This is a genomic window from Mesorhizobium sp. P2_D1 (assembly GCF_056404455.1).
The window spans coordinates 32,815-56,298 of record NZ_JBFUDZ010000026.1 but is presented as its reverse complement, the minus strand read 5'-3'; the positions used below and the strand labels follow the sequence as shown (position 1 = coordinate 56,298).

The 23,484-nt window shown below is 63.4% G+C and carries 19 protein-coding genes; 8 read left to right on the top strand and 11 right to left on the bottom strand.

Annotated features, from left to right (window positions below):
- Nucleotides 1-65 precede the first annotated feature (65 nt).
- Together rsmD and AC1D0I_RS19375 are read right to left on the bottom strand one after the other, a co-directional pair.
- Nucleotides 66-620: a 16S rRNA (guanine(966)-N(2))-methyltransferase RsmD gene (gene rsmD / locus AC1D0I_RS19380; RefSeq protein WP_477397069.1), complete on the bottom strand. Its 555-nt coding sequence runs from the start codon at nt 618-620 to the stop codon at nt 66-68.
- Nucleotides 621-649: 29 nt separating this feature from the next.
- Nucleotides 650-2,779, bottom strand: a complete 2,130-nt coding sequence (locus tag AC1D0I_RS19375) for a pseudouridine synthase (RefSeq protein ID WP_477397067.1) — start codon at nt 2,777-2,779, stop codon at nt 650-652.
- 281 nt (nt 2,780-3,060) lie between these two features.
- Between AC1D0I_RS19375 and AC1D0I_RS19370 the strand changes: the two genes are divergently transcribed.
- The gene (locus tag AC1D0I_RS19370; protein ID WP_477306033.1) at nt 3,061-3,510 is read left to right on the top strand and encodes a nucleoside deaminase; all 450 of its coding nucleotides are present in this window, start codon (nt 3,061-3,063) and stop codon (nt 3,508-3,510) included.
- A gap of 39 nt (nt 3,511-3,549) precedes the next feature.
- On the opposite strand, the gene AC1D0I_RS19365 is transcribed toward AC1D0I_RS19370, so the two are convergent.
- From AC1D0I_RS19365 to AC1D0I_RS19355, 3 genes are all read right to left on the bottom strand, one after another.
- Nucleotides 3,550-4,230, bottom strand: coding sequence for a hypothetical protein (locus AC1D0I_RS19365; RefSeq protein ID WP_457152033.1), 681 nt, complete (start codon nt 4,228-4,230; stop codon nt 3,550-3,552).
- 216 nt (nt 4,231-4,446) lie between these two features.
- Entirely contained in the window at nt 4,447-7,419 is a 2,973-nt protein-coding gene (gene ileS, locus AC1D0I_RS19360) for an isoleucine--tRNA ligase (RefSeq protein ID WP_477397066.1), read from the bottom strand.
- Between the two features lie 292 nt (nt 7,420-7,711).
- Entirely contained in the window at nt 7,712-8,518 is an 807-nt protein-coding gene (locus AC1D0I_RS19355) for a MipA/OmpV family protein (protein WP_477397064.1), read from the bottom strand.
- Between the two features lie 196 nt (nt 8,519-8,714).
- Here AC1D0I_RS19355 and AC1D0I_RS19350 point away from each other — a divergent pair, with 196 nt between their 5' ends.
- A complete protein-coding gene (locus tag AC1D0I_RS19350) occupies nt 8,715-9,269 on the top strand; it encodes an HdeD family acid-resistance protein (protein WP_477397062.1) in 555 nt (184 codons plus the stop codon).
- A 223-nt stretch (nt 9,270-9,492) separates the two neighbouring features.
- On the opposite strand, the gene AC1D0I_RS19345 is transcribed toward AC1D0I_RS19350, so the two are convergent.
- The gene (locus AC1D0I_RS19345; RefSeq protein ID WP_477397060.1) at nt 9,493-10,473 is read right to left on the bottom strand and encodes a bifunctional riboflavin kinase/FAD synthetase; all 981 of its coding nucleotides are present in this window, start codon (nt 10,471-10,473) and stop codon (nt 9,493-9,495) included.
- A gap of 6 nt (nt 10,474-10,479) precedes the next feature.
- Nucleotides 10,480-11,340 carry a TIGR01459 family HAD-type hydrolase gene (locus tag AC1D0I_RS19340; RefSeq protein ID WP_477397058.1) on the bottom strand — a complete coding sequence of 287 codons (861 nt, stop codon included), beginning with the start codon at nt 11,338-11,340 and terminating at the stop codon, nt 10,480-10,482.
- Nucleotides 11,341-11,574: 234 nt separating this feature from the next.
- Between AC1D0I_RS19340 and AC1D0I_RS19335 the strand changes: the two genes are divergently transcribed.
- Together AC1D0I_RS19335 and AC1D0I_RS19330 are read left to right on the top strand one after the other, a co-directional pair.
- Entirely contained in the window at nt 11,575-13,560 is a 1,986-nt protein-coding gene (locus AC1D0I_RS19335) for a TadE/TadG family type IV pilus assembly protein (RefSeq protein WP_477397056.1), read from the top strand.
- A 123-nt stretch (nt 13,561-13,683) separates the two neighbouring features.
- A complete protein-coding gene (locus tag AC1D0I_RS19330) occupies nt 13,684-14,316 on the top strand; it encodes a LysE family translocator (RefSeq protein WP_095086701.1) in 633 nt (210 codons plus the stop codon).
- A 6-nt stretch (nt 14,317-14,322) separates the two neighbouring features.
- Here the strand turns inward: AC1D0I_RS19330 and AC1D0I_RS19325 are convergent, their stop codons facing one another.
- The gene (locus AC1D0I_RS19325) at nt 14,323-15,147 is read right to left on the bottom strand and encodes a DUF2189 domain-containing protein (protein WP_477397054.1); all 825 of its coding nucleotides are present in this window, start codon (nt 15,145-15,147) and stop codon (nt 14,323-14,325) included.
- Between the two features lie 294 nt (nt 15,148-15,441).
- On the opposite strand from AC1D0I_RS19325, the gene AC1D0I_RS19320 reads away from it, so the two are divergent.
- Complete coding sequence (locus tag AC1D0I_RS19320; RefSeq protein WP_477397052.1) at nt 15,442-16,665, top strand: TadE/TadG family type IV pilus assembly protein; 1,224 nt, start codon at nt 15,442-15,444, stop codon at nt 16,663-16,665.
- A gap of 79 nt (nt 16,666-16,744) precedes the next feature.
- Complete coding sequence (locus tag AC1D0I_RS19315) at nt 16,745-17,260, top strand: CAP domain-containing protein (RefSeq protein ID WP_457151774.1); 516 nt, start codon at nt 16,745-16,747, stop codon at nt 17,258-17,260.
- A 50-nt stretch (nt 17,261-17,310) separates the two neighbouring features.
- Here the strand turns inward: AC1D0I_RS19315 and AC1D0I_RS19310 are convergent, their stop codons facing one another.
- From AC1D0I_RS19310 to AC1D0I_RS19300, 3 genes are all read right to left on the bottom strand, one after another.
- Complete coding sequence (locus AC1D0I_RS19310; RefSeq protein ID WP_477397050.1) at nt 17,311-18,843, bottom strand: DHA2 family efflux MFS transporter permease subunit; 1,533 nt, start codon at nt 18,841-18,843, stop codon at nt 17,311-17,313.
- A gap of 322 nt (nt 18,844-19,165) precedes the next feature.
- Complete coding sequence (locus tag AC1D0I_RS19305) at nt 19,166-20,335, bottom strand: HlyD family secretion protein (RefSeq protein ID WP_477226374.1); 1,170 nt, start codon at nt 20,333-20,335, stop codon at nt 19,166-19,168.
- Nucleotides 20,332-20,811 carry a MarR family winged helix-turn-helix transcriptional regulator gene (locus AC1D0I_RS19300; protein ID WP_457151787.1) on the bottom strand — a complete coding sequence of 160 codons (480 nt, stop codon included), beginning with the start codon at nt 20,809-20,811 and terminating at the stop codon, nt 20,332-20,334. The genes AC1D0I_RS19305 and AC1D0I_RS19300 overlap by 4 nt, the downstream gene beginning before the upstream one ends.
- A 247-nt stretch (nt 20,812-21,058) precedes the next feature.
- Between AC1D0I_RS19300 and AC1D0I_RS19295 the strand changes: the two genes are divergently transcribed.
- A complete protein-coding gene (locus AC1D0I_RS19295) occupies nt 21,059-21,664 on the top strand; it encodes a CDP-alcohol phosphatidyltransferase family protein (RefSeq protein ID WP_477306011.1) in 606 nt (201 codons plus the stop codon).
- A gap of 37 nt (nt 21,665-21,701) precedes the next feature.
- Nucleotides 21,702-23,480 (top strand): bifunctional alpha/beta hydrolase/class I SAM-dependent methyltransferase, encoded by a 1,779-nt coding sequence (locus AC1D0I_RS19290; RefSeq protein ID WP_477397048.1) that lies wholly within the window; start codon nt 21,702-21,704, stop codon nt 23,478-23,480.
- The last annotated feature ends 4 nt before the right edge of the window (nt 23,481-23,484 follow it).

Genomic DNA, 23,484 nt, shown 5'->3' with positions numbered 1-23,484 from the left:
GTGAATTGTTGGTCATGTTGCCGGCAAAGGCGGCGGCAAAGAGGCCGGCATCGATGCAAGGCGCATCACGCAACCTCGATAAACCGGATCACCGTCTCGCCGTAATTGCACTCATCCAGCACGGAAAAGCCGGGACCCGGCTCGAAGGGCGCCACAGCCGCCTCCTCGACCACGCATAGCGCGCCGGGACGAAGCCAGCCGCCGGCCCTGGCCGACTGCAAGGCGCGCTCGCCGAGGCCCTTGCCGTAGGGCGGATCGGCGAAGACGAGGCCGAATGGAGCGAGCGTGCCAGCTTCGCCAAGGCCGGTGGCATCGCGGCGAAAGATCTTGGTGCGGCCCGTCAGGCCGAAGGCCTCGACATTGTCGCGGATCAGGCCACGGCCTTCCGCCGATTCCTCGATGAAGACGCCGTAGGAAGCACCGCGCGACAGCGCTTCGAGGCCGAGCGCGCCGGTGCCGGCGAACAGGTCGAGCACGCGCGCCCCGTCCAATTGCTCCGCAAAACGATGCGCCAACACATTGAAGACGGCCTCGCGGGTGCGATCGGTCGTCGGGCGGATAGCGCTGCTGCGGGGCGTCGCCAGGGGACGCCCGCGAAACTCACCGCCGACGATTCTCATCTTGCGCTAGGCCTCATTCCATCCGGGCCTCATTTCGTCCTGGGACCCTTGGGGCCGCTGCGCGGCCGTTCGCCGCCACCGGCACCGCCCGGACGCTCGCCACGCGGTTTGCCGAACGGCTTGGCGCCCGCCGGTTTGCCATAGGACGGCTTGAACGACGCCTTGCGCGCCTTGGCGTCGGCCGCCTTGGCGGCGTCGGCCTCAGCCCTGCCCTTGCCGATCGGCCGCGCTCCCGGTGCCATCCAGACATTGGCCTTGCGCTGGCCAGGCGGCTCGATCGGCCGCTGCTCGCGCTCGGATTTCTTGCCACCGCCCGGCTTGCCACCAAAACTGCCGCGCGGCTTGTCGCCAAAGCCGCCACGGGGCTTGTCGCCAAAGCTGCGTTCGGGTCGCGGGCCGCGCTCACCATAGCTCTTTTCCGGCCCAGCGCTTCTGTCGGGACTTGTCGACAGCTTGCCCAGTGCCTCGTCGCGGCTGCCTTCGCGGCGCTTGCGGTTCTTGATCAGCCCGCCCTCGCCGATCGGCCGGCGCTCGCCATCTCTTGTGAACTTCGGCCGCTCCGGCTCCGGCTCGCGGATCTCGGTGCGCCGCACCGGCTTGTTGGAAAACGGCTTTGAAATCTCGGCATCGAAATTGGCGCCGGATTCCTCGACCAGACGCTCGCCAAGCTGGTCGCGCAGCACCCGCCCCTTGATCTCCAGCACATGGCCCTCGGCGAGGTCATCGAGTTGGAACGGCCCGTAGGAAATGCGGATCAGCCGCGTCACATCCAGGCCAAGCGAACCGAGGATGTTCCTGACTTCGCGGTTCTTGCCCTCGCGCAGGCCGATCGTCAGCCAGGCATTGGTGCCCTGCTCACGGTCGAGCGTCGCTTCGATGGCGCCGTAAAAGACGCCATCGACGGCAATACCTTCACGCAGGCCGGCGAGCGCGCTTTCCTCGACCTTGCCGTGGACGCGGACGCGGTAGCGGCGCAGCCAGCCGGTTGCCGGCAGTTCGAGCACGCGCGACAAGCCGCCATCATTGGTGAGCAGCAGCAGGCCTTCGGTGTTGATGTCGAGGCGACCGATGGTCATCAGCCGCGGCAATTCGGCCGGCAGCACGTCGAAGACGGTCTTGCGGCCCTCGGGATCGCGGTTGGTGGTGACGACACCGGCAGGCTTGTGGAACAGGAACAGCCGTGTGCGCTCGATCGGCGGGATTTCCATGCCGTCGAGGTGGATGATGTCGTCGGGCATGACGTTGAAGGCCGGCGAGGTCAGCGCCCGGCCATTGACCTTGACGCGGCCGGCGGTGATCAGTTCCTCGGCATCGCGGCGCGAAGCAAGGCCGGCGCGCGCCAGCCGCTTGGCGATGCGCTCGCCTGCCTCTTCCGTCACTTCCGCCGAACGCGGACGCGGTTTGAAGCCAGCACCCGATGCCCCTTGCGGCCGATCACTGAAGTCGCGCTTGGGACGGTCGCCACCGAAGTCACGCTTGGGGCGATCGGCGAAGTCGCGCTTGGGACGGTCAGCGAAATCGCGCTTCGGACGATCGCCGGCGTCGCGCGGCGCGCGATCGCTGAAATCCCGCTTGGGACGTTCGAAGCGCTTTTCGCCGCCCTCCGCCGCCGCAGCAGCCGGACGGTCGCCGCGTGGTGCATAAGGCTTGCGCGGTCCTTCGCGCTTTTCATACGGCTTGCGCTCGCCTTCGGCCGCCGTCGGACGGTCGCCACGTGGCGCATAAGGCTTGCGCGGTCCTTCGCGCTTTTCATACGGCTTGCGCTCGCCTTCGGTGGCCATCGGACGATCGCCGCGCGGCGCATAGGGCTTGCGCGGTCCTTCGCGCTTTTCATACGGCTTGCGCTCGCCTTCGGCGGCCATCGGGCGGTCGCCGCGAGGTGCGTAGGGCTTGCGTGGTCCCTCGCGCTTATCGAAGGGCTTGCCTTCGGGACGCGGACCCTTGCCGAATGGCTTGTCACCACCCTTGAAGTCGCGCTTCGGCCGCTCGCCCTCAGCAGCCATCGGCCGATCTCCGCGTGAGGCGTAAGGTTTCTTGGTACCAAAGGACGGCTTGCCGCCTTTGTCGGCGGCGCCATCACGGCTGCGCGGTCCGGCAGCCTTCGAGCCGCTCCTGACCGGACCCTTTTTGGGTCGGAATTTCTTGTTGTTGTCGTCCATGTGGCCTTTGTCCGTTTGCGCTGCTACAGCGTGGCGCATCCTTTGGGGCGCGCAACGAACGCTGTAGCACTTTTGATTTGGCGCATGATCATTTCCGAAAACCGAGTCCGATTTTCGGGTTATGCGCTCAATAACAGGATCACCAGAGTTTGTCAGGGAAAAGTGGAGACCGGCTTTTTCCGAAAAGACAAACGAAAATCAAAAGCCTGGAGCAAGTGCGGTTCATTCGGAAGCGGACTTGCTCCAGCGAGTGACGAGGAGATAATCGGAATGGAGATCGCGTGAAGCGGCCGGATTTCATGGCGCTGGCGCTGAAAGAGGCTGAGGCCGCCGCCTTGCGCGGCGAAGTGCCGGTCGGCGCCGTGATCGCCAGCGGCGGCACAGTCATTGCCAGCGCCGGCAACCGCACCCGCGAGCTTGCCGACCCGACGGCGCACGCCGAGATGCTGGTCATCCGCGAGGCCTGCCGCAAGCTCTCGAGCGAGCGGCTCACCGGCCATGATCTCTATGTGACGCTGGAGCCTTGCGCCATGTGCGCCGCCGCCATTTCCTTCGCCCGGCTGCGCCGGCTCTATTTCGGCGCCGCCGACGACAAGGGGGGCGCGGTGATCAATGGCGCCCGCTTCTTCGCCTCGACGACCTGCCACCACGCGCCCGACATCTATCCGGGCATGGGCGAGACCGAAGCGGCCCTGCTGCTCAAAGGATTTTTCCGGGAGCGGCGCGACTGAACCGGGCGCACCGCAAAGGCAACGAAGCGTGGCCCGTTCTTACAGGGACGGCAGCCAGTCGAACCAGCCGCTGCCCTTCTTGCCTTCGGCCTCTTTCTTCAGCCGGCGTTCCTTCTTGTACTCGTCTTCGCCAAGCTCGTTCTGCGGCGCGGTGTCGGAGGCGACGCGATATTGCACCGGCGGCTCGCTCAGATATTTACGGGTGTTCGGATCGCCCTGCTTGCTTTCGACAAGGCGGCGCTGGATCTCGGCGGCACGACCCTTGTCCGAATCCGCGGGGCTCCACGCCGGCGGGTGGCTCGAGCCTGAATCCGCCATTGCCTTCTTGATCGATGCTGGATCGGACTGCACGTCGTCGACGATCTCTGACTGATAAGCCGGATCGTTCTGATGGGCGGTCGCGTCGGCGCGCAGGCGGGCGCGACGCTGCTCCGGCGATTCGGGCCATTCGGCGCTCGCCGTCTCGATGCTGTCCTGCGGCGCCGGCAACACTTCCTTCTGGCCTGGTGCCGGCTTGACCAGCGTCGGGCGCGGCTTGTAGTCGATCCGTTCCTTTTGCTTCGGCGCGATCGAAAAGGCGCTTGAAATATCGCCGGCCAGCTGTTCACCGGCGGTCTTGTCGGTGCCATAGGTCGGAGAGCTCATGCAGCCGGACAGAGCGAGGCCCGATGCGACAAGCGGCGCCAGCAGCGCCAGGCGCACGTTATATCTCTCGGTCATGCCAAAAAGTCCCACTCTAGACAGCCTCTCGATTGCCACCGGCCCTGTGTCCGGTCCCCATCGTCCAAGCACTTGCGACGGAAATCCGGCGACAATTTGTCTTCCGGAGTTTCGCGTGTTTACCTCAACCACTCGTTAAGGGCAACGCGCGGGCGGTTTTCGCCCGCCCGGCGTGGCATTTGTGCACCGATAGAGCCATTCCGACCGGCCGGCCTGTCAAAGCCGGCCAAGCGCTTTCAACTCATGCAGCACCGCCGCATCCCTGGCCGAAACGTCGGGAAACGCAACGTCCTGCCCGACATCAGCGGTGTAGCGCCAGGAACGCGCGCACTTCACCAGGCCGCGGTCCTCGGCCTTCTCGACCACGACGGCGACACCCCTGACGTCGTCGAGCGTGAAGGCGCCAGCCGGCACCTCGCCATGCGCGATGACGAGATCGCTGGTGATCGCCATCTCGGCCATGTCGACATCGGATATCGCCGCTTCGAGCGCTGCATCGTCGATGGTGACGACCGGCACCGCTTCCAGCGACGAACCGATCACCTTCTGTGCGCGCGCGATCTCCAGTGCGCCGGTGACGACGCGTCGCACCTGCCGCACCTTGCGCCACTTTTCCGCCAGCGCCTCGTTCTTCCAGTCCGCCGGGATTTGCGGAAACTGGTCGAGATGCACCGAGACGGCGTCCGCATGAAGGTCGAGCCAGGCTTCTTCCATGGTGAAAGGCAGCATCGGCGCCAGCCATTTGACCAGACAATCGAAGAGATGACGCACCACTTGCACCGAGGCCTTGCGCCTAACGCTCGACGGCGCGTCGCAGTACAGCGCGTCCTTGCGGATGTCGAAATAGAAGGCCGACAGTTCCACCACCATGAAATCAAGCAGCATGCGCGTGATGCGCTTGAATTCAAAGGCGTCGTAGCCCGATCGCACCACCTCATCGAGCTCGGCCAGCCGATGCAGCATCAGCCGCTCCAGCTCCGGCATCTTGTCGAGCGGCACCTCCTCGCCATCGTCATGGGCAAGCGTGCCCAGCATCCAGCGGATGGTGTTGCGCAGCTTGCGATACGCGTCGATGTTGGTCTGCAGCACATTCTTGCCGAGACGCTGGTCTTCCCAATAGTCGGTCGTCACCACCCACAGGCGCAGGATGTCGGCGCCCGACTGCTTGATGACGTCCTGTGGCACGACGGTGTTGCCGAGCGACTTCGACATCTTGCGGCCGTCTTCATCCATGGTGAAGCCGTGGGTGACGACGGTGTCGTAAGGCGCCCTGCCCCTGGTGCCGCAGCTTTCCAGCAGCGACGAGTGGAACCAGCCGCGATGCTGGTCGGAGCCTTCGAGATAGACATCGGCCGGCCATTTCAAATCCGGGCGATCCTCCAGCGTGAAAGCGTGAGTCGAGCCTGAATCGAACCAGACGTCGAGGATGTCCATCACCTGCTTCCACTTGGATGCATCGTGGTTGCCAAGGAAACGCTCCTTGGCACCGGCGGCGAACCAGGCGTCGGCGCCTTCCTGCTCGAAGGCGTCCATGATGCGCTGGTTGACAGCCTCGTCCTTCAGCACATTGCCGTCGGCATCGGCGAAGACGGCGATCGGCACGCCCCAGGCGCGCTGGCGCGACAGCACCCAGTCAGGACGCTCCTCGATCATGGCGCGGATGCGGTTCTGGCCGGCGGCGGGCACGAAACGGGTGTCGTCGATCGCCTTCAGCGCGCGGCTGCGCAACGTCGAGCCATCGCCGAGGTCCTTGTCCATATAGACAAACCATTGCGGCGTGTTGCGGAAGATGATCGGTTTCTTGGACCGCCAGGAATGCGGATAGGAGTGCTTCAGCCGGCCGCGTGCGAACAGTGCATTGCGCTTGATCAGCTCATCGATGACTGCCTGGTTGGCGTTGCCCTTCTTGCCATTGTCGTCGATGACGCGCGCGGCTCCGCCCTCGCGGTCCGGGCCAAAACCCGGCGCGTCCTTGGTGAAGAAGCCGCCATCGTCGACGGTGAACGGAATGGCGCTGTCGATGCCGCGCGCGCGCAAATCCGCCGCGGCATCCATCCAGGCGTCAAAGTCCTCGCGGCCATGGCCGGGCGCGGTGTGGACGAAGCCGGTGCCGGCATCGTCGGTGACATGGTCGCCGGCGAGCATCGGCACGGGAAACTCATAGCCGCCGCCAAAACCCTTGAACGGATGGGAAAGCGTAAGCCTTCCAAGCTCTTGCGGCGAAACACTGCGAAGCCGATTCAAGGTGACCTTGGCCTTGGCAGCGGACTCGTCGGCCAGCGCGTCGGCGAAGATCAGCTTTTCGCCCGGCTGCGGGCCGAACGCATTCTCGGCCGCCGTTACCTCGTAGAGGCCATAGCTGATGCGAGGCGAGTAGTTGACGGCGCGGTTGCCCGGGATCGTCCATGGCGTCGTCGTCCAGATGACGACGTGGGCCTGCAACAGATCCAGCGCCCCTTCCGTCAGTTTGGTCACGCCGTCATCGACCGGCTGGTCCAGGCTGACGACCGGGAACTTCACCCAGATCGTGTCGGACTCGTAATCCTGGTACTCGACCTCGGCCTCGGCAAGTGCCGTGCGTTCGACCACACTCCACATCACCGGCTTGGAGCCGCGATAGAGTTGGCCCGACATGGCGAACTTCAGCAGTTCGCCGGCGATGCGTGACTCGGCATGGAAGGCCATCGTCGTATAGGGGTTCTTGAAGTCGCCGATGACGCCGAGCCGCTGGAACTCGCCGCCCTGCACCGTGATCCAGTGCGCGGCGAACTCGCGGCACTCCCGGCGGAACTCGTTGACCGGAACCTCGTCCTTGTTCTTGCCCTTGGCGCGATACTGCTCCTCGATCTTCCATTCGATCGGCAGGCCATGGCAGTCCCAGCCCGGCACGTAGTTCGAGTCATAGCCACGCATCTGGAACGAGCGGGTGATGACGTCCTTGAGGATCTTGTTCAGCGCGTGACCGATATGGATGTTGCCGTTGGCGTAGGGCGGACCGTCATGCAGCACGTATTTGGTCCGGCCGGCCGCGCTCTCACGCAGCTTGCGGTAGAGGTCCATGTCCTGCCAGCGCTGGACCAGCAGCGGCTCCTTTTCGGGCAAGCCGGCGCGCATCGGGAAATCCGTCTGCGGCAAATAGAGCGTCTTGGAATAGTCGATTGTTGAATTATCGGACGTTTTGTCGGTCATTGGTCTGCCATCTACATTACCCGGCCGCGAAGGGCTCGGGCGTGAGGTCGTTGCTTTGACGGATATCGTTTTCCCAAAACCGAAGCCACTTTTGGGCGATATGCGTTGATGATCTGGAAAAAGCGCGAGAGGCCGCGCGCAAAATTCCCGGCGGCTCCGGCGACCCCTCAGGCCGCCCGGAACACCGGGCCGGTAATTCGTATGGTCAGCGCGTGAAGGCGCGAAAAGCTCGTCATCGGTGGGCTTTTAGCGGAGATAGGCGCAAGAATAAAGTGTCTCTCGCTCGATTCCGTTACATCGTAAAATCGAAGCGGTAGCTGGTCGACACGCCGATCATGAACTGATTGCGGTCGCCGCGTTCCCTGACCAGGCTGGAATCGGCCGCCGGTCCCATCAGGCGCGAATATTCACCGAACAGGCTGGCGGTCATCGGCTCCGTCACCTTCCAGGTTATCGCGCCACCGAGGCCGGTCGACTTCAGGCCACCGCCGGGATGATATTCACTGAGCCCGGAGGCCACGGCCTCCTGTGCGTCGACGCCATAATAGGCATCAAAATATTTTTCCGAGGCGAAGGAGACACGCGGTCCCCCAGAAATCCGGACAGTTGGCGTGACATCATAAAAAGCGTCGGCGGCGATATCGGCGACAAAGCCGTTATGGGCGCGGATGCCGTGGCGCAGCTCGGCGCGTGCGCGCAGCCAGTCGGTCGGATAGAATTCGAAGAAGCCGCCGACCTCGCCGCCCCAGCGCACCGGATCGAGGCCCTTCAGTTCATCGGCATTGTCGTCATCACGGGAAAACAGGAACTTGCCGGTCAGGCCGGCGCGAACGCCGCCATCGTCGATCAAGGCCAGCGAGATGTTGTCGTTACGCGAGGTGAAGCGGGCCGCCGGTCCGGCCTTGCCCAGCGAGATGATCGGCGAGGCGCTGAGCAGGTATTTCTTGCCGCCCTCGAAGTCCGGCGCGATCATGCCGGTTGCGCCAACGGTCAGATACCAGTCGCCGGACAGCCAGCTGCCCTCGCCCGCATTGGCGGCGCCCGCACCACCCAGCAGCGCAGCGGCCACCACCACAGAGATTCTTCTGACCGGAATCATGGCCACCCCACTACCACAACGCGCACTGTTTACCGATGACAGCTTTGAAGGCCGTTTGGTAAAATTTGATTTAAATCCGAGACGTCCGATCACGGATTGCAGCGCTGCAGCTTTCGGCCATCGACTGGACGTTGGCAAGCGCCGGGATTAACCTCCGCCCGGCAGTATCCCGCAGCCCCAGATGGAGACCGCGACAATGACCCTGCATGGCGACGCCTTGAGAACCGCGATGGAACAGACACGGACAAAATGGGGATGGTTCGTCGCGCTTGGCGTGCTGCTGCTCATCTTCGGCGGCATTGCCTTTGGCAATCTGTTCATCGCCACCGTGGCTTCGGTCTATGTCGTGGGTTGGCTGATGCTGATGGCCGGCGTGATCGAGATCGTGCATGCCTTCGGCGTCAAGACCTGGAGCCGGTTCTTCTACTGGCTGCTCAGCGGACTGCTCTATGCCATCGCCGGATTTTTCGCCTTCGACAATCCGCTGCTCGCTTCAGCGGTATTGACGTTCCTGCTGGCGATCGCGCTGATCGCTTCCGGGGTGCTCCGGGCCTGGGTCGGCTACAGCCACAGGCCGGAACCCGGCTGGGGCTGGATCGTCGCGGCCGGCATCATCAGCGCGCTTGCCGGCCTGATCATCGCCATGGGCTGGCCCGTCAACAGCCTGTGGGTGCTCGGGCTGTTTCTGGCGATCGACCTGATCTTCCAGGGCTGGACCTTCATCGCCGTCGGCCTGGCACTGAAAAAGTAAATTTTGCCTGGGCATGATCTTGCCCGAAACCGGTTCCCACTTTTCGGGACCATGCTTCTTGCCTGGGCATGATCTTGTCCGAAAACCGGTTCCCACTTTTCGGGACCATGCTTCTTGCCTGGGCATGATCTTGTCCGAAAACCGGTTCCCACTTTTCGGGACCATGCTTCTTGCCTGGGCATGATCTTGTCCGAAAACCGGTTCCCACTTTTCGGGACCATGCCTAGAAGGCCATGGCCGAGTCGAGTTCGGAGAGCGGCCTGACGCCGGCAAGCAGCGCGCGCGCCTCGGCTTCATCGTGCTTCATCTGCGCGACCAGCGCGTCGAGCCCTTCGAACTTCACCTCCGGGCGCAGGAAACCGAAGAAGGAAACCTGGCAGACCTCGCCGTAGAGGTCGCCTGAGAAATCAAAGACGAAGGTTTCCAGCAGCGGCGCGCCGTTGTCGTCGACGGTCGGGCGGCGGCCGAAGCTGGCGACACCGTCGTGAAGCGTGCCATCGGCGCGACGAAAGCGGACGGCATAGATGCCCTCCTTGAGCGCGGCTTCCGTGGAAAGCCTCATGTTCGCGGTTGGGAAGCCAAGCGTGCGGCCGAGCCGCTGGCCGCCYACAACCTCGCTTTCGACGGTGAAGCGATAGCCGAGCAGTCCTGCGGCCTCGGCCACCGCGCCCTCGCTCAGCAAGCCGCGGATGCGGCTTGACGACACCACCTCGTGGCCCTCGTCACGAAAGGCGTCGACGAGCGTGACGCCGAAGCCATGACGCTCGCCGGCTGCCATCAGGTAGGCCGGGCCGCCTTGACGGTCCTTGCCGAAATGGAAATCGAACCCGGTCACGGCGTGGGTAATGCCAAGGTTCCTTTCCAGCACGTCGGTCACGAAGGCTTCCGCCGACAGTGAGGCGAAGTCGCGCGTGAACTGCTGCTCGACAAGCGCGGCAAAACCCAGCAACGACAGGAGCCTCGCCTTCATCGGCGGCGGCGTCAGCACGAACAACGGCATGTCAGGCTTGAAGACCTTGCGCGGATGCGGCTCGAAAGTCAGCACCAGGGCCGGCACCTGGCGCCGCCCGGCCTCGGCCAGGGCTCGCTCGAGCACCGTCTGATGGCCGCGGTGGACACCGTCGAAATTGCCGATCGCCACCACGCCGCCACGCAAATCGGCGGGCAGCGGCGCGGTAGACAAAATGTGCTGGAAGGCCGCCATCGTCACCTACCGCAGTCTGGGAATGACAGCCACCGGACGATACCCATGCTTTTCCAGGAAGGTCGCCAGCCTTGCCGGATCGGGTTGCAATGCATCGCCATAGTCGCGCGCATGGATGCCGCCGGACACATAGAGAACGTCGAAACCATTGTCGACCGCGCCCTTCACGTCGGTCATCATGCCGTCGCCGATGGCCAGCACCTGCGAACGCTCGATCGGCCGGCCAAGAATCTCGGCAACCTCCTTCATCGCGACGTTATAGATCGGCGCGTAAGGTTTACCGGCGATCAAGGTGCGGCCGCCGAGCTGGGCATAGTCGCGTGCCAGCGCACCGGCACACCAGATGATGCGTTCGCCACGCTCGACCACGATATCGGGATTTGCACAGATGAAGGGCAGGTTCCTGGCGCGCAACCGCCGCAGAAGCTCGGTGTAGTCCTCGGGCTTTTCGACCTCGTCATCGAACAGGCCGGTGCAGACGACGCCGGACGCCTCGAATTCCTCGACAAGCTCAACGTCGAGACCGTCATAGAGGGTGAAATCGCGGTCGGCGCCAATGTGAAAGATCTTTCGGGGGCCTTCGGCGATCAGGTCGCGGGTGACGTCGCCTGACGTGACGACACGGTCGTAGGCTGACGGTGGGACGCCGATCGCGTTCATCTGCGCCACGACATCGGCACTTCTGCGCGGCGAATTCGTGATCAGGACGATGGGGATTTCAGCCTCGCGAGCCCTCCCCAGCGCCGAGGCCGCGACAGGAAAGTGCGTCTCGCCATTGTGCACCACACCCCAGACATCGCACAGGATCGCCGAATAGGGCTTCGACACGTCTTCGAGCGAGCCGATGATTTCAGGCGAATCCGCCATGCCGTTTCCTTCAGTCATGATCATTGCGAACGCCGCGGCCGACGGTTCGCCGCAGCCGGTTCCGATTAACCGAACCGCCCCGGCCTGTCACCAGCTTTCGCCCGGATGCCGGATTGGTTAGCGGTTGGTGAAGCGCGGACCAGGCAATCGAGCGGTTTCCCAAACCCGTCCTTCAGCGTTTTGTGGAAAGTTGGCGCCTGATCAAGAATCCGCCGGCGGGGGCCGCAGCAAGACATGCATGAACTCTGGCGTCGGTTCTGCCGCGACAAACGCGGCAACTATGCTCTTATGACGGTCGTTGCGCTGGTTCCGCTGATGGGCGGGCTCGCGATGGCGGTCGACTACACCGAGATGAACCGTGAAAAGCAGACGGTGTTGAATGCGCTCGATGCCGCCAACTTCGCCACGGCACGACGACTGACGGAAGGTGCGACCGACGACCAGTTGAGAGCCTATGCGCTCGACTTCTTCAACGCCAACCTCAACAGCGTCGATCCCGCCAACGCGACGCTCAACGTCACCTTGCCGAGCAACACCAGCGGCGGCGGCTTGCTCAAGATGAGCGCGCGGCTTGACTACAAGCCCTATTTCTTTCCTGCCTTCGGCCAGCTCATCGGCAAATCCCAAACCGACGCGAACCAGAAAATCAGCTTCGACGTCTCCTCGGAAGTGCGTCTGAAGAACACGCTGGAAGTTGCACTGGTGCTCGACAATTCCGGATCGATGACCACGACCGGAACCGGCTCGGGGCAAAGGCGCATCGATCTTCTCAAAACTGCGGCCAAGCAGCTGGTCGACACGCTGGCCCTGCAAGCGGCAATGATCAAGCAGGTGGACAGGCCGGTGCAATTCGGCCTCGTGCCCTTTGCTGCCTCGGTCAATGTCGGTGCCAGCAACGGCAACGCATCGTGGATGGACACCGAAGGCCTGTCGCCGGTATCGAACGAGAACTTCGACTGGTCGACGCTCAACACGGCCAACAAATACGCCCAGCAGACCAACGGCATCTGGTACAAGCGCGGCTCCGGATGGGGTGCCGACGAAGGCCAGATGCTGACCCGGTTTTCGCTCTACCGCGACATGAAGGTCGTCACCAACCACGAGCGCGTCACCAACAGCAAACGCGTGGTGTGYGACGAGTACAACTCGAACAACACCTGCAAACGAAGCCACGACGAGTATGACTACATCGATTCCTATGGCCCGTTCGCCAGTTGGCAAGGCTGCGTCGAAGCCCGGCCCTACCCCTACAATGTCAACGACGCGCCGCCGTCCGGCGGCTCGTCGAACACCGGCATAGGGGTCGGCGATCCGGCGACGATGTTCGTGCCGATGTTCGCCCCGGACGAACCAGGCAATCATTGGAAGCTCACCCAGGATCCCGATGAGGCCATGCCGACGACCTATGGCGCCGTGAACAGCTGGTGGAATGACGACCCGACGAGCAGCACCGGCCAATCCCGGCTGCGCAACATGGCCAAATATTTCCAGCCGCGGCCGATCGATGCGCCGGCGCTGCCGGCCGGAAACGGCCCGAACTACAGCTGCACCACCAACCCGATCACACCGCTGACCGATGTCAGCGTCACCGACGGACTCACCTCGATCAAGGCCGCGATAGACCTGATGCAGCCGAATGGCGGCACCAGCGTTCCCGAGGGCATGGCCTGGGGCTGGCGAGTGGTCTCGAGCGGCGAGCCGTTCACGCAAGGACGCCCGGCAACAGAAAGAGGCAACGACAAGGTCGTGATCGTGCTGACCGACGGCGCCAACACCTACTACACGCCTGCGTCGCTCGGCTATTCCGATCCCGCCGATTCGAAGTCGACCTACGCGTCCTACGGCTATCTCAACCCCGGCTACAACGGTACCTCGGTCGGCCGCATGTTTCTGGGGACATCGAGCGCCATTGGCCAGTTCGACTATTCGAACGGCAATTATACGAGCGCGCTCAACGAGCAGATGGCGACGCTTTGCAACAACGCCAAGGCAGCCAACATCATGGTGATGACGGTGGCGCTCGACTTGTCCACGACCAAAACCAGCGACCAGGCGGCGATCGCGGCGCTGAAATCCTGCTCGTCGAACTCGCGCTTCCGCAAGGACCCGACGGATCCGAGCAAGCCGGCCAAGCTGTTCTGGAACGCCACCGGCGCCACCTTGTCGAACGATTTCAAGGAAATCGGCAACGAATTGTCGAACCTGCGCGTCGTCAGCTGATCTGGAGGCACTGGCAGCCATCTGGCGCAACGGCTGGCGGCGCCATGCCCTTGCGGACGCCTGCCGGTGCGGGCAGATATTGGCCGCTCGCTTCCGCACCGGGGTGCGCAGGGGAACGAACAGATGCCCGAAACCGCCAACCATCTCGCCTTTGCGCTGGTCTGCCTCGGCATGGTGCTGACGCCAGGCCCCAACATGATCTACCTGATCTCGCGTTCCCTGTCGCAAGGGCCAAAGGCGGGGCTGATCTCACTTGGCGGCGTCGCGCTCGGCTTTGTCTTCTATGTGCTGGCGGCGGCATTCGGCATCACCGCGCTGCTGCTTGCCGTGCCCTATGCCTATGACGCGCTGCGCTTTGCCGGCGTGCTCTATCTCCTGTGGCTGGCCTGGCAAGCTGTGAAGCCGGGGGGACGCTCGCCGTTCCAGGTGCGCGAGCTGCCGCGGGACCGGCCGCGCAAGCTGTTCGCCATGGGCCTGATGACCAACCTGCTCAATCCGAAGGTGGCCGTGCTCTATCTGTCGCTGCTGCCGCAGTTCATCAGCCTGGACAAAGGCCATGTCCTGTCGCAGCTGCTGGTGCTCGGTGCGACGCAGATATCGATCAGCCTCAGCGTCAATGCCATTATCGCGGTGACAGCAGGCTCGATAGCCACCTTCCTCGCCGGCCGGCCGCTATGGCTGGTCATCCAGCGCTGGATGATGGGCACCGTGCTGATGGCACTCGCGCTGAAGATGGCGACAGACGCACAGCGCTGAGGTTCTTTACATCGGCCGCCGGATTTGCTGCGCCCGCTCCGGCTCGACCACCTTGCGGTAGAGATGCCAGGTGGCGTGGCCGAGCACCGGCATGACCACGGCGAGCCCGGCAAACAGCGGGATCGAGCCGATCACCAGCAGCACGGCGACCATCAACCCCCACAGCGCCATCTGCAGCGGGTTTGCCATCACCGCGCGCGCCGAGGTCTCGATGGCCGAAACAGCGCCGACATCTCGGTCGAGCAACAGCGGGAAGGCAACCACAGTGGTGGCGAGCACGACAACAGCGAAGACAAAACCGGCGGCATTGCCGGCGAGGATCAGGGTCCAGCCCTTGCCGGTCGTCAGCACCTCGCGGATAAAGCCGCCGATCGATGCCGGCGGCTGGTCGCCGAACAGGCCGGTGTAGATCGACTGCGCGGTGTAGAGCCACAGCAGGAATAGCGCCACCAGCATGATACCGATCGCCGCGATCGACGGAATCGCCGGCGAGTGGCGCACATCGAGCGCATGCCGCCAGGAGGTGTTCATGCCGAGTTCGCGGCGGCGGCTGATCTCGTAAAGACCGATGGCGGCAAACGGGCCGACCAGCGCGAAACCCGACATCAGGGGATAGATGAGCTGGATGGCATTGGCGCCGGACGTCCATCGCGTCAGGATCAGACCGACAACGGGGTAGATCAGGCACAGGAACACGTAGTGCGACGGTTTTGCCCAGAAATCCTCGGCGCCGAGGCGCAGCGCATCCCTGAGATCCGCCGTGGTGATGCTGCGCACCGTGGGCTGTACGTGCGCCCCGTGTGCGTCCGCCATGACATGAAAGCCGGCCATAACCTTCCTCCCGTGTGTCGGGGACGGTCACCGCCCGGATGGCCGCCCGCAGCTGCCACTAGTAGATGTAGCACCATAGCCGATTTGCCAGGGGTTGTCGCAGCGTCAATAGCTTGAAGCTGCTCCTCGTGCTCATCTCTCCCTGTCGCCTCTCATATGGCCGTGCGTTGGCAGGCTTTCGTTTTGGTCGGCCATCTTGCCGCATTTAAGCATTACAAATTTTAGTAATTACTGAAATAGCGCGTAGAGACCCCTGGCGTATCACTTGGGCTTTACAGGTTTTGGCGAGGGGCGATGTTCGTATTGAAGGGCTTCTGGTCTTCGGAGCGCGGCAACTTTGCCATGGCGACCGCCATAGCAATGCTGCCGATAATGCTTGTCGTGGCCGGTACCATCGATCTGACAGGCACGAGCGACGACGCCGCGCAATTGCAGAATTCGCTGGACGCGGCTGGACTTGCCGTCGGCACAAAGTACCTACCCAGCATGACCGCGAGTGATGTGCAGGACCTTGGGCTGGCATTCTTTACGGCCAATATGAGCGTCGCCGACCAGCAGGAGTATGCGGGCAGTGTCTCCGCCTTTTCGGCAAGCGCCAGCGGCGACCCGAGTGCCTACTACATCTCGGTTTCGTCCAGCATCAACCGTCCGAGCTTCATCAATGGCGCGGCCCCCTGGCCAGCCCACCGCTCGGCCACGGTCAAGATGAATCCCGGCGCGCAGGCCTGTGTGCTGGCGCTCGATCCACATGCGTCGGCCGCCGTGAGTCTGCAGGGCTCGACCGATGTCTCTATGAGCAGTTGCGTGATCGCGGCAAACTCGGATGCGCCCGATGCTGCCAGCTTAGGTGGTTCGGCGCAGGTGTCGGCGGGCTGCGTCTCGACCGTCGGCGGCACTTCCGGACTTTCGCCGCCCAACGCCAATCTTACCTGCGGTGCGCCGCTCGAATATCAATATGCGTCGTTCGATCCACTGGCGGACGTCGTCCCACCCCCCTACACATTGTGCCTGCCCGTGCCGAACGGCAAAACCTACACGCTGTCGCCCGGCACGTATTGCGACAAGACCTTGTCGGGAAACATCACGCTCAATCCGGGCGTCTACATCCTGCGCGGCACCACCATAAAGCCGGGCGGCAACGGCAGCCTGAACGGCCAAGGCGTGACCATATTCCTCATGGAGGGCGCACAGACCTACATAAATGCAAATGAAATGGTGAACCTTTCCCCTCCCACCAGCGGTCCATACGCTGGCATTACCATTTTCGAGAGTCATGGCAACACTTCGGCCTTGACGCTGAATGGCGGCGCAAATTCCGTGATCAGCGGGTTCGTCTATGCGCCCGACGCGCCCATTTCCTTTGCCGGCAACTCAGATATGAGCGGTCAAGGCGACTGCCTAAGGCTTGTTGGCCTGACCGTGCAGATGACCGGCAACTCATCCATCAAGACCGACTGCACAGCCGTGCTTGGAAATCGCGAGATGTATGCAAGCCGCCTCATCACTCTGGTGAAATGAGCGGGCAACTGCCGTTTCGATTCCAGATTTCCACCGCCCTGCCCGGCAAAAGCCATGATCGCGACTATCTCAGGCAGGCATGACCACTACGGGAATCGAACACGAGCAGATCGCGAACTTGAACAGGCGCAAATGGCTCAAGGCAGTCGGCCTTGCAGCCCTGGCCGGGCTTGCCGCCTGCAGCACCGTTTCGCTGCCGACCGGCGAAGGCGCCGGCGTCTCCTCGTCCGCCACCGGCACGCTGGCCAGCATCCGCGCCTCGACCGGGCTTCCGCCGCTGGTCGCCGACCCACAGCTCGAGCAAGCCGCCCTGCAGCAGGCCGGCTACATGGCGCGGCGTGGCCGCATGAGCCACACCACCGGCTGGGGAAAGGATTTCGCCTCGCGCGTCAAGGACAATCGCATTGCCGGCGCCGCCGCAGAGAATATTGCCGAGGGCCGTTTCGACCTGCAGAAGCTGTTCGACATATGGGCGCATTCGCCCGGCCACCGGCGCAACATGCTCGACCCACGCTTCACCCGCTTTGGCCTCGCCTATGTGCGCGACGGCCGCGACGGCGCCCTGCGCTACTGGAGCCTTGTGCTCGGAAGGTGAGGGGATCCCTCTAGTTGGTCGTCGCCTTGAATTTCGAGGGCGACGACCAACTAGTCCATGTGTGCGGTGGGTGCGCCACCGGCCGGCGCCTGTTTTGGCTTGCGCAGCAGGAAAACAAACGGAATGGAAATCAGCGTCATCACCATGAGTATTTTGAAGTCATTGACGTAGGAGATCATCATCGCCTGCAGATTGACCATGCGATCCACCTCCGAAAGCGCCATTGGATCGCCGCTTGCGGCCGCCGGTGATACCGCCCACAAATTGGGGTTGAACGGATTGATGAAGGCCGAAAGCTCGGTGTGATTGACCTGCGTGTTGCGCACCATCAGAACAGTCACGACAGAAACGCCGATGGACGAGCCAAGATTGCGCACCAGGCTGAACAAGGCCGTGGCATCGGTGCGGAAGCGCACGTCAAGCGTGGCGAAGGCCACGGTCGACAGCGGCACGAACACCATTCCCATTCCCAGGCCCTGGATGACGCCGGAGCTGATGATCAGCCAGTTGTCCATCTGCGGCGTGAAGCTGGACATGGTGTAGAGTGACTGCGCGGTCAGCAGAAAGCCGATGACGACGAGGATCCTGGCGTCGATCTTGCTCATGATCCGCCCGACGACGAGCATCGAAATCATGGTGCCGATACCACGTGGCCCAAGGACAACGCCAATGGTGATGGTCGGATAGCCGAAGATGGTCGACAGCATTGGCGGCAGCAACGACATGCTCGCCAGGATGAGCACACCCATGACGAAGATGAACGCCAGCCCGGTGACGAAATTGCGGTCGAGGAATATCTTGGGATCGATGAAGGGATGTTCGGCCGTCACCGTGTGGATGATGAACACCCAGAAGCCGGTCAGCGAAAGACCAAGCTCGATCCAGATCTCATTCGAGGAAAACCAGTCGACCTCGCCGCCCCGATCGAGCAGCAGCTGCAGCGCGCCGACCCCAAGCGATATCATGGCGAAGCCGAAGAAATCGAAACCGCGTACCCGCCGGGCAACAGCCGGCAAATAGGCGGCCATGCCGAGGAAGGCGACAATGCCGACCGGCAGGTTGATGAAGAACACCCAGCGCCAGTTGAAATTCTCGGTCAGCCAGCCACCGAGCGTCGGGCCCAGAATTGGCCCGAGCATGATGCCGGCGCCCCAGATGGCCATCGCCTGGCCGTGGCGTTCCCTGGGGTTGATGTCGAGCAGGAAGGTCTGCGACAACGGCACGATCGCGGCGCCGAACACGCCTTGCATCAGCCGGAAGAACACTATGCTCTCCAGGCTCCAGGCGATGCCGCACAGCATCGAGAACACGGTGAAGCCGACCACCGCCGTCAGGAACAGTTCCTTGCGGCCGAAGCGGTCGGCCAGCCAGCCGGTGACCGGCGTCATGATGGCGGCGGCAACGATGTAGGACGTCAGCACCCAGTTGATGTTGTCCGGCGAGGCGCCGAGATCGCCGGTCATGGTCGGCAGCGCAACGTTGGCGATCGTCGTGTCGAGCGCCTGCATGATCGTCGCCAGCATGAGCGCGACCGTGATCAGGCCACGATGCGGCACTTCTTTGAAGGGTTCGGGCGTGCTCATGATGCAGAACTTCCGGCAGGTAACAAAATCGTGTAGAACAGGTTTCCGGGCGGCATGGCCTTCCGTTGAGAGACCCTCATTCGCGGTGGGACGCGATGGTCGATGTGGGGGTTACATCGACCGAAAGTCTCTGATGAGCGGATGCGTGCCGCCCGGAAACATGAGGACCGAGGGGTCCGTGTCGAAGATTTCAGATTCTGGTCGATCCGCGACGCGGCTCCAACCAAACGCTGGTTCTTCCACTCCTCCCATCAGACCAATCCTGCTACCGGCTTGCACCCGCTTGGTTCCCCCCGGGCTCGCGCCGATTTTACTCCGCCGCCTAGCCCGCCGTAGCGTGGCCGAATATGGCGGGAAACCCGCGGGCAACGCCTGTGTCGACTGTAACGGTCGCGCTCATGCCGGTGCGCAACGCCATCTTGGCGTCGGCATCGGTCAGTTCCAGGCGCACCGGAATGCGCTGCGTGACCTTGACCCAGTTGCCTGTGGCATTCTGGGCCGGCAGCAGGGAGAATTCGGCTCCCGTGCCGGCGCCGATTGCCTTGACCGTCGCCTCGAAGGTTCTGCCCGGATAGGTGTCGACCATGATCTCGGCCTTCTGGCCGGGCTTCATGTGGGTCAGCTGGGTTTCCTTGAAATTGGCGTCGATCCAGGTGTCGCCGGTCTCGACCAGCGAAAACAGCGGTGTGCCGGAGCCGACATACTGACCGACCTTGAACGACGAGGCCTGGCTGACGACGCCGTCGGCCGGCGCCTTGACTGTGGTCTGCGCCAGATCGTAGGCCGCCTTGTCGCGCGCGGCGAGCGCGGCCATCACGGTCGGGTGCTTGTCGGTCTCGATGTCTGGATTGCCGCCAAGGGCTGCCTTGGCGCTGATGATGCCTTGCTCGGCAACGGCCAGCTGCTGCTTTGCCTTGTCGAGATCGTTCTTGGCCTGGTCGAGCGATGACTTAGCGTTGATGCCCTTCTGGGCAAGGTCGGCGGCACGGTCGAACTGGGACTGGGCGAAGTCGACCTCACTGGCATCGGACCTTTGCTGTGCCATCGACTGGCCATAGGCCGCGCGCAGCTGCTCGACATTGAGACGCGCGCCCGCCACTGCGGCGTCGGCCTGGGCCAGCGCGATCCGGTAGGGCTCCGGGTCAATGGCAAACAGCACATCGCCCTGCTTGACCAGCTGGTTATCGGCGATGTCGACCTGAACGATGCGACCGGCCGTGTCGGAAGCGATCGACACCTTGGCCTGCTGCAGATTGGCGTTTTCCGTCTCCTGGTAGCGGCCGCCGGTGACCCAGACGTAACCGCCGCCGATAGCCAGCACCGCAGGCAGCGCAACCATCAGCAGGGAGCGGCCCAGCCGGCGCTTCTTCTTCACCGGCGCCGGGGCCGGCTGCATCGGAGGAGCAACCGCCACCGGGGCCGCGGCCGGCTGCGCCGGCGCGTCCATTTCCAGCTCGGTCACCTTCTCGTCTATCTTGGCTACCGCGTTCATGCTGCTGCGCCTTCTGCACTCTTCACTTTTTCAACGGACGGCGTCTCGTCGTCAGTCAGGTTGCGGACCATCGCCTCAAGTCCCTCGATCAGGACGCGACGGGCTTCCGGTTTCACGCCGACCAGCGATTCTTCATAGACTTCTCCCGCAATGCTCTTGATCACGGCGTAGGCGTCGCTCGCCTTGGGCGTCAGGAAGATCATGCGGACACGGCGATCGGCTGCGTCGGGGCGGCGCTCGATCCAGCCCCCCTCCTCCATGCGGTCAACCAGGCGCGAAACGCTGATCGGCTCGATTTCAAGAAGTTCGGCCAGCCGCGCCTGCGCGACACCATCTTCCTTGGCAACGCGGACCAGAAGCCGCCATTGCGCCGAAGAAAGCCCCAAGCCACTGGCCCTCGCCTCGAAGCGCTTGCGCATCAGGCGCTGCACGTCGTGGATCAAGAAGCCCAATCTGTCTATGCCATCAGAAACCATGAGCGGCATATATAATAAGCGTGCTTATTATTCAAGATGCCGGGTTGCACCAGAAACCGGCAAATGTGCATGACGGCCGTGCTTCGCAATCATGGTTAGCAGGCGGTGAACGTCTGGTCGGTGGCCATGGCAGTCGGCCCGCATCCACCACATCAGGATGTGCGCGCTAGAGAGGCGCCGCTTCGTGCCGCTGGTCGAGTGTGACAGATTGATGTACAGCCGCTGTCAGGATCGGGGGATCAACGAAATGCCGACGCTCTACGCTCTCAAGCCAGCTTTCCAGGGAAGGCTGCGGCCACTGGTCAATCGGCTGGCGGCGATCGGGATCACAGCAAACAGCATAACCATCCTTGCCGCCCTGATGTCGATCGCGGCCGGGACGGCCATCGCGATCTGGCATGACTGGCGCTCGCTGCTGCTCGTTCCCGTCGTGATGTTCGTGCGAATGGCGCTGAACGCCGTCGATGGCATGCTGGCGCGGGAACACGGGCAGGCCTCGACGCTCGGCATGTATCTGAACGAGTTTTGCGACGTCGTTTCGGACCTTGCGCTGATCCTGCCGTTCGCCGTCTTTCCACAGTTCGGCCCATGGGGCGTCGTCGCCTTCGCCCTCACCGCTGTGCTGACCGAGTTCGCCGGCGTGCTTGGCATCGCCGCCGGGATCGGGCGAAATTATGCCGGGCCGTTCGGCAAGAGCGACAGGGCGCTGGCGCTGGGCGTGGTCGCAGTGTTGTGCGCCGCCGGGCTCTGGCCGGCTTCCATCGCGCCGCTTGTGTTTCCTGCCATGGCAACGCTTTCACTGTTGACCGCCATAAACCGGATACGCGCTGGCCTTATTGGCAGCGCCAGCTAAGCATCGAGGCTTCGCCATGCCGCCCGAGGGAAAGACCATGATGCACGAACCGATCGCCGCGGAAAGCCTTGAGCGGCAAGCGCAAGAGCGTGTCTTCCGCAGCCATGACGGGACGGAGATCTTCTACCGCTTCTGGCCGGCAGCTTCGGCCAATGCCAAGGGCGCGGTCGTGCTCTTCCACCGCGGCCACGAGCATGGCGGTCGCATGGTCCATCTCGTCGACGAATTGCAGATGCCGGACCACGCCTTCTATGCCTGGGATGCCCGCGGCAATGGCCGCTCGTCCGGCGAGCGCGGCTATGCTCCTTCCTTCTCGGCCCTGGTGCGCGACATCGACTGCTTCGTGCGCGAGATCGCCGCCCGGGATGGCTTCGCCACGCAGGATATTGCGCTGATCGCGCAATCCTTCGGTGCCGTGCTCACTGCGGCCTGGGTGCACGACTATGCACCGAAGCTGCGTGCCATGGTGCTGGCTTCACCAGCCTTTTCGGTCAAGCTCTACGTGCCCTTCGCCAAGGAAGGCATCGCGTTCTGGCAGAACATCAAGGGCCGCTTCTTCGTCAATTCCTACGTCAAGGCGAAGTTCCTGACCCACGATCCCGTGCGCATTGCGTCCTTCGAGAGCGATCCGCTGATCACGCGGCCGATCGCCTCCAACATCCTGGTCGAACTCTACCAGCACGCGGCGCGCATCGTTGCGGACGCCCGCGCCATAACCGTACCGACGCAGCTTCTGCTTTCCGGCAGCGACTGGGTGGTGCGCCACGGCCCGCAGCACGCGTTTTTCGTCAATCTCGGCAGCCGCACAAAGGAACGCCACGTGTTGCCGGGTTTCTTCCACGACACGCTGGGCGAGCGTGACAGAGCGCAGGCCCTCGACCTGATCCGGCCGTTCCTGGAAAAGCAGTTCGCGTCGCCGGATGCGCCTGTCGACCTGAAGCAGGCTGATATCGCCGGGTACACGCGCGATGAGGCCGACAGGCTTGCGTCGCCGCTCGACCTCTTGTCGCCGAAAGGCCTCTATTGGGCATTCAGCCGTGCCTCCATCCGCATGGGCGCCTGGGTCTCGTCGGGCATGAAGGCGGGCGTCACCACCGGCTTCGATTCCGGGTCGACGCTGGATTATGTCTACGAGAACGACGCGCGGGGTCTTACGCCGCTTGGCCGCTTCGTCGACCGCATCTTCCTGGAAGCCATCGGCTGGCGCGGCATCCGCCAGCGCAAGCTGCATCTCGAAGAGCTGATCGGCTCTTGCCTGGCGACGCTCAAGGCCACCGGACGGCCAGCGCACATTCTCGACATCGCCGCCGGCCATGGCCGCTATGTTCTCGACGCTATCGTGAAGAGCCCCGACCAGCCGGCGAGCGTGCGCCTGCAGGATTACTCCGACCTCAATGTCCAGCTTGGCCGCAAGTTGATCGCCGAGCGGCAATTGCCGGCGAGCGTCTCGTTCCAGCGCGCGGACGCTTTCGATGCCGACATGCTCGCCTCGATCAATCCGGCGCCCGACCTCGCCATCGTTTCCGGCCTCTACGAACTGTTCTCCGACAATGCCATGATCGCCCGCTCGCTCGGTGGGCTTGCCCACGCCATGGAGCCGGGCAGCCTGTTGCTCTACACCAACCAGCCCTGGCATCCGCAGCTTGAGATGATCGGCCGCAGCCTGACCTCGCATCGCGGCGGCCAGGCTTGGGTGATGCGCCGGCGCACGCAAGGCGAGATGGACCAGCTCGTCGAAGCCGCCGGTTTCGACAAGCTCGAGCAGCGCATCGACCAATGGGGCATCTTCACCGTCTCGGTCGCACGGCGCCGCTGAACAG

Coding starts and splice junctions, on each gene's coding strand:
- rsmD (WP_477397069.1), bottom strand. CDS start 620: ATGAGAATCGTCGGCGGTGAGTTTCGCGGGCGTCCCCTGGCGACGCCC.
- AC1D0I_RS19375 (WP_477397067.1), bottom strand. CDS start 2,779: ATGGACGACAACAACAAGAAATTCCGACCCAAAAAGGGTCCGGTCAGG.
- AC1D0I_RS19365 (WP_457152033.1), bottom strand. CDS start 4,230: ATGACCGAGAGATATAACGTGCGCCTGGCGCTGCTGGCGCCGCTTGTC.
- ileS (WP_477397066.1), bottom strand. CDS start 7,419: ATGACCGACAAAACGTCCGATAATTCAACAATCGACTATTCCAAGACG.
- AC1D0I_RS19355 (WP_477397064.1), bottom strand. CDS start 8,518: ATGATTCCGGTCAGAAGAATCTCTGTGGTGGTGGCCGCTGCGCTGCTG.
- AC1D0I_RS19350 (WP_477397062.1), top strand. CDS start 8,715: ATGACCCTGCATGGCGACGCCTTGAGAACCGCGATGGAACAGACACGG.
- AC1D0I_RS19340 (WP_477397058.1), bottom strand. CDS start 11,340: ATGGCGGATTCGCCTGAAATCATCGGCTCGCTCGAAGACGTGTCGAAG.
- AC1D0I_RS19330 (WP_095086701.1), top strand. CDS start 13,684: ATGCCCGAAACCGCCAACCATCTCGCCTTTGCGCTGGTCTGCCTCGGC.
- AC1D0I_RS19325 (WP_477397054.1), bottom strand. CDS start 15,147: ATGGCCGGCTTTCATGTCATGGCGGACGCACACGGGGCGCACGTACAG.
- AC1D0I_RS19320 (WP_477397052.1), top strand. CDS start 15,442: ATGTTCGTATTGAAGGGCTTCTGGTCTTCGGAGCGCGGCAACTTTGCC.
- AC1D0I_RS19315 (WP_457151774.1), top strand. CDS start 16,745: ATGACCACTACGGGAATCGAACACGAGCAGATCGCGAACTTGAACAGG.
- AC1D0I_RS19310 (WP_477397050.1), bottom strand. CDS start 18,843: ATGAGCACGCCCGAACCCTTCAAAGAAGTGCCGCATCGTGGCCTGATC.
- AC1D0I_RS19305 (WP_477226374.1), bottom strand. CDS start 20,335: ATGAACGCGGTAGCCAAGATAGACGAGAAGGTGACCGAGCTGGAAATG.
- AC1D0I_RS19300 (WP_457151787.1), bottom strand. CDS start 20,811: ATGGTTTCTGATGGCATAGACAGATTGGGCTTCTTGATCCACGACGTG.
- AC1D0I_RS19295 (WP_477306011.1), top strand. CDS start 21,059: ATGCCGACGCTCTACGCTCTCAAGCCAGCTTTCCAGGGAAGGCTGCGG.
- AC1D0I_RS19290 (WP_477397048.1), top strand. CDS start 21,702: ATGATGCACGAACCGATCGCCGCGGAAAGCCTTGAGCGGCAAGCGCAA.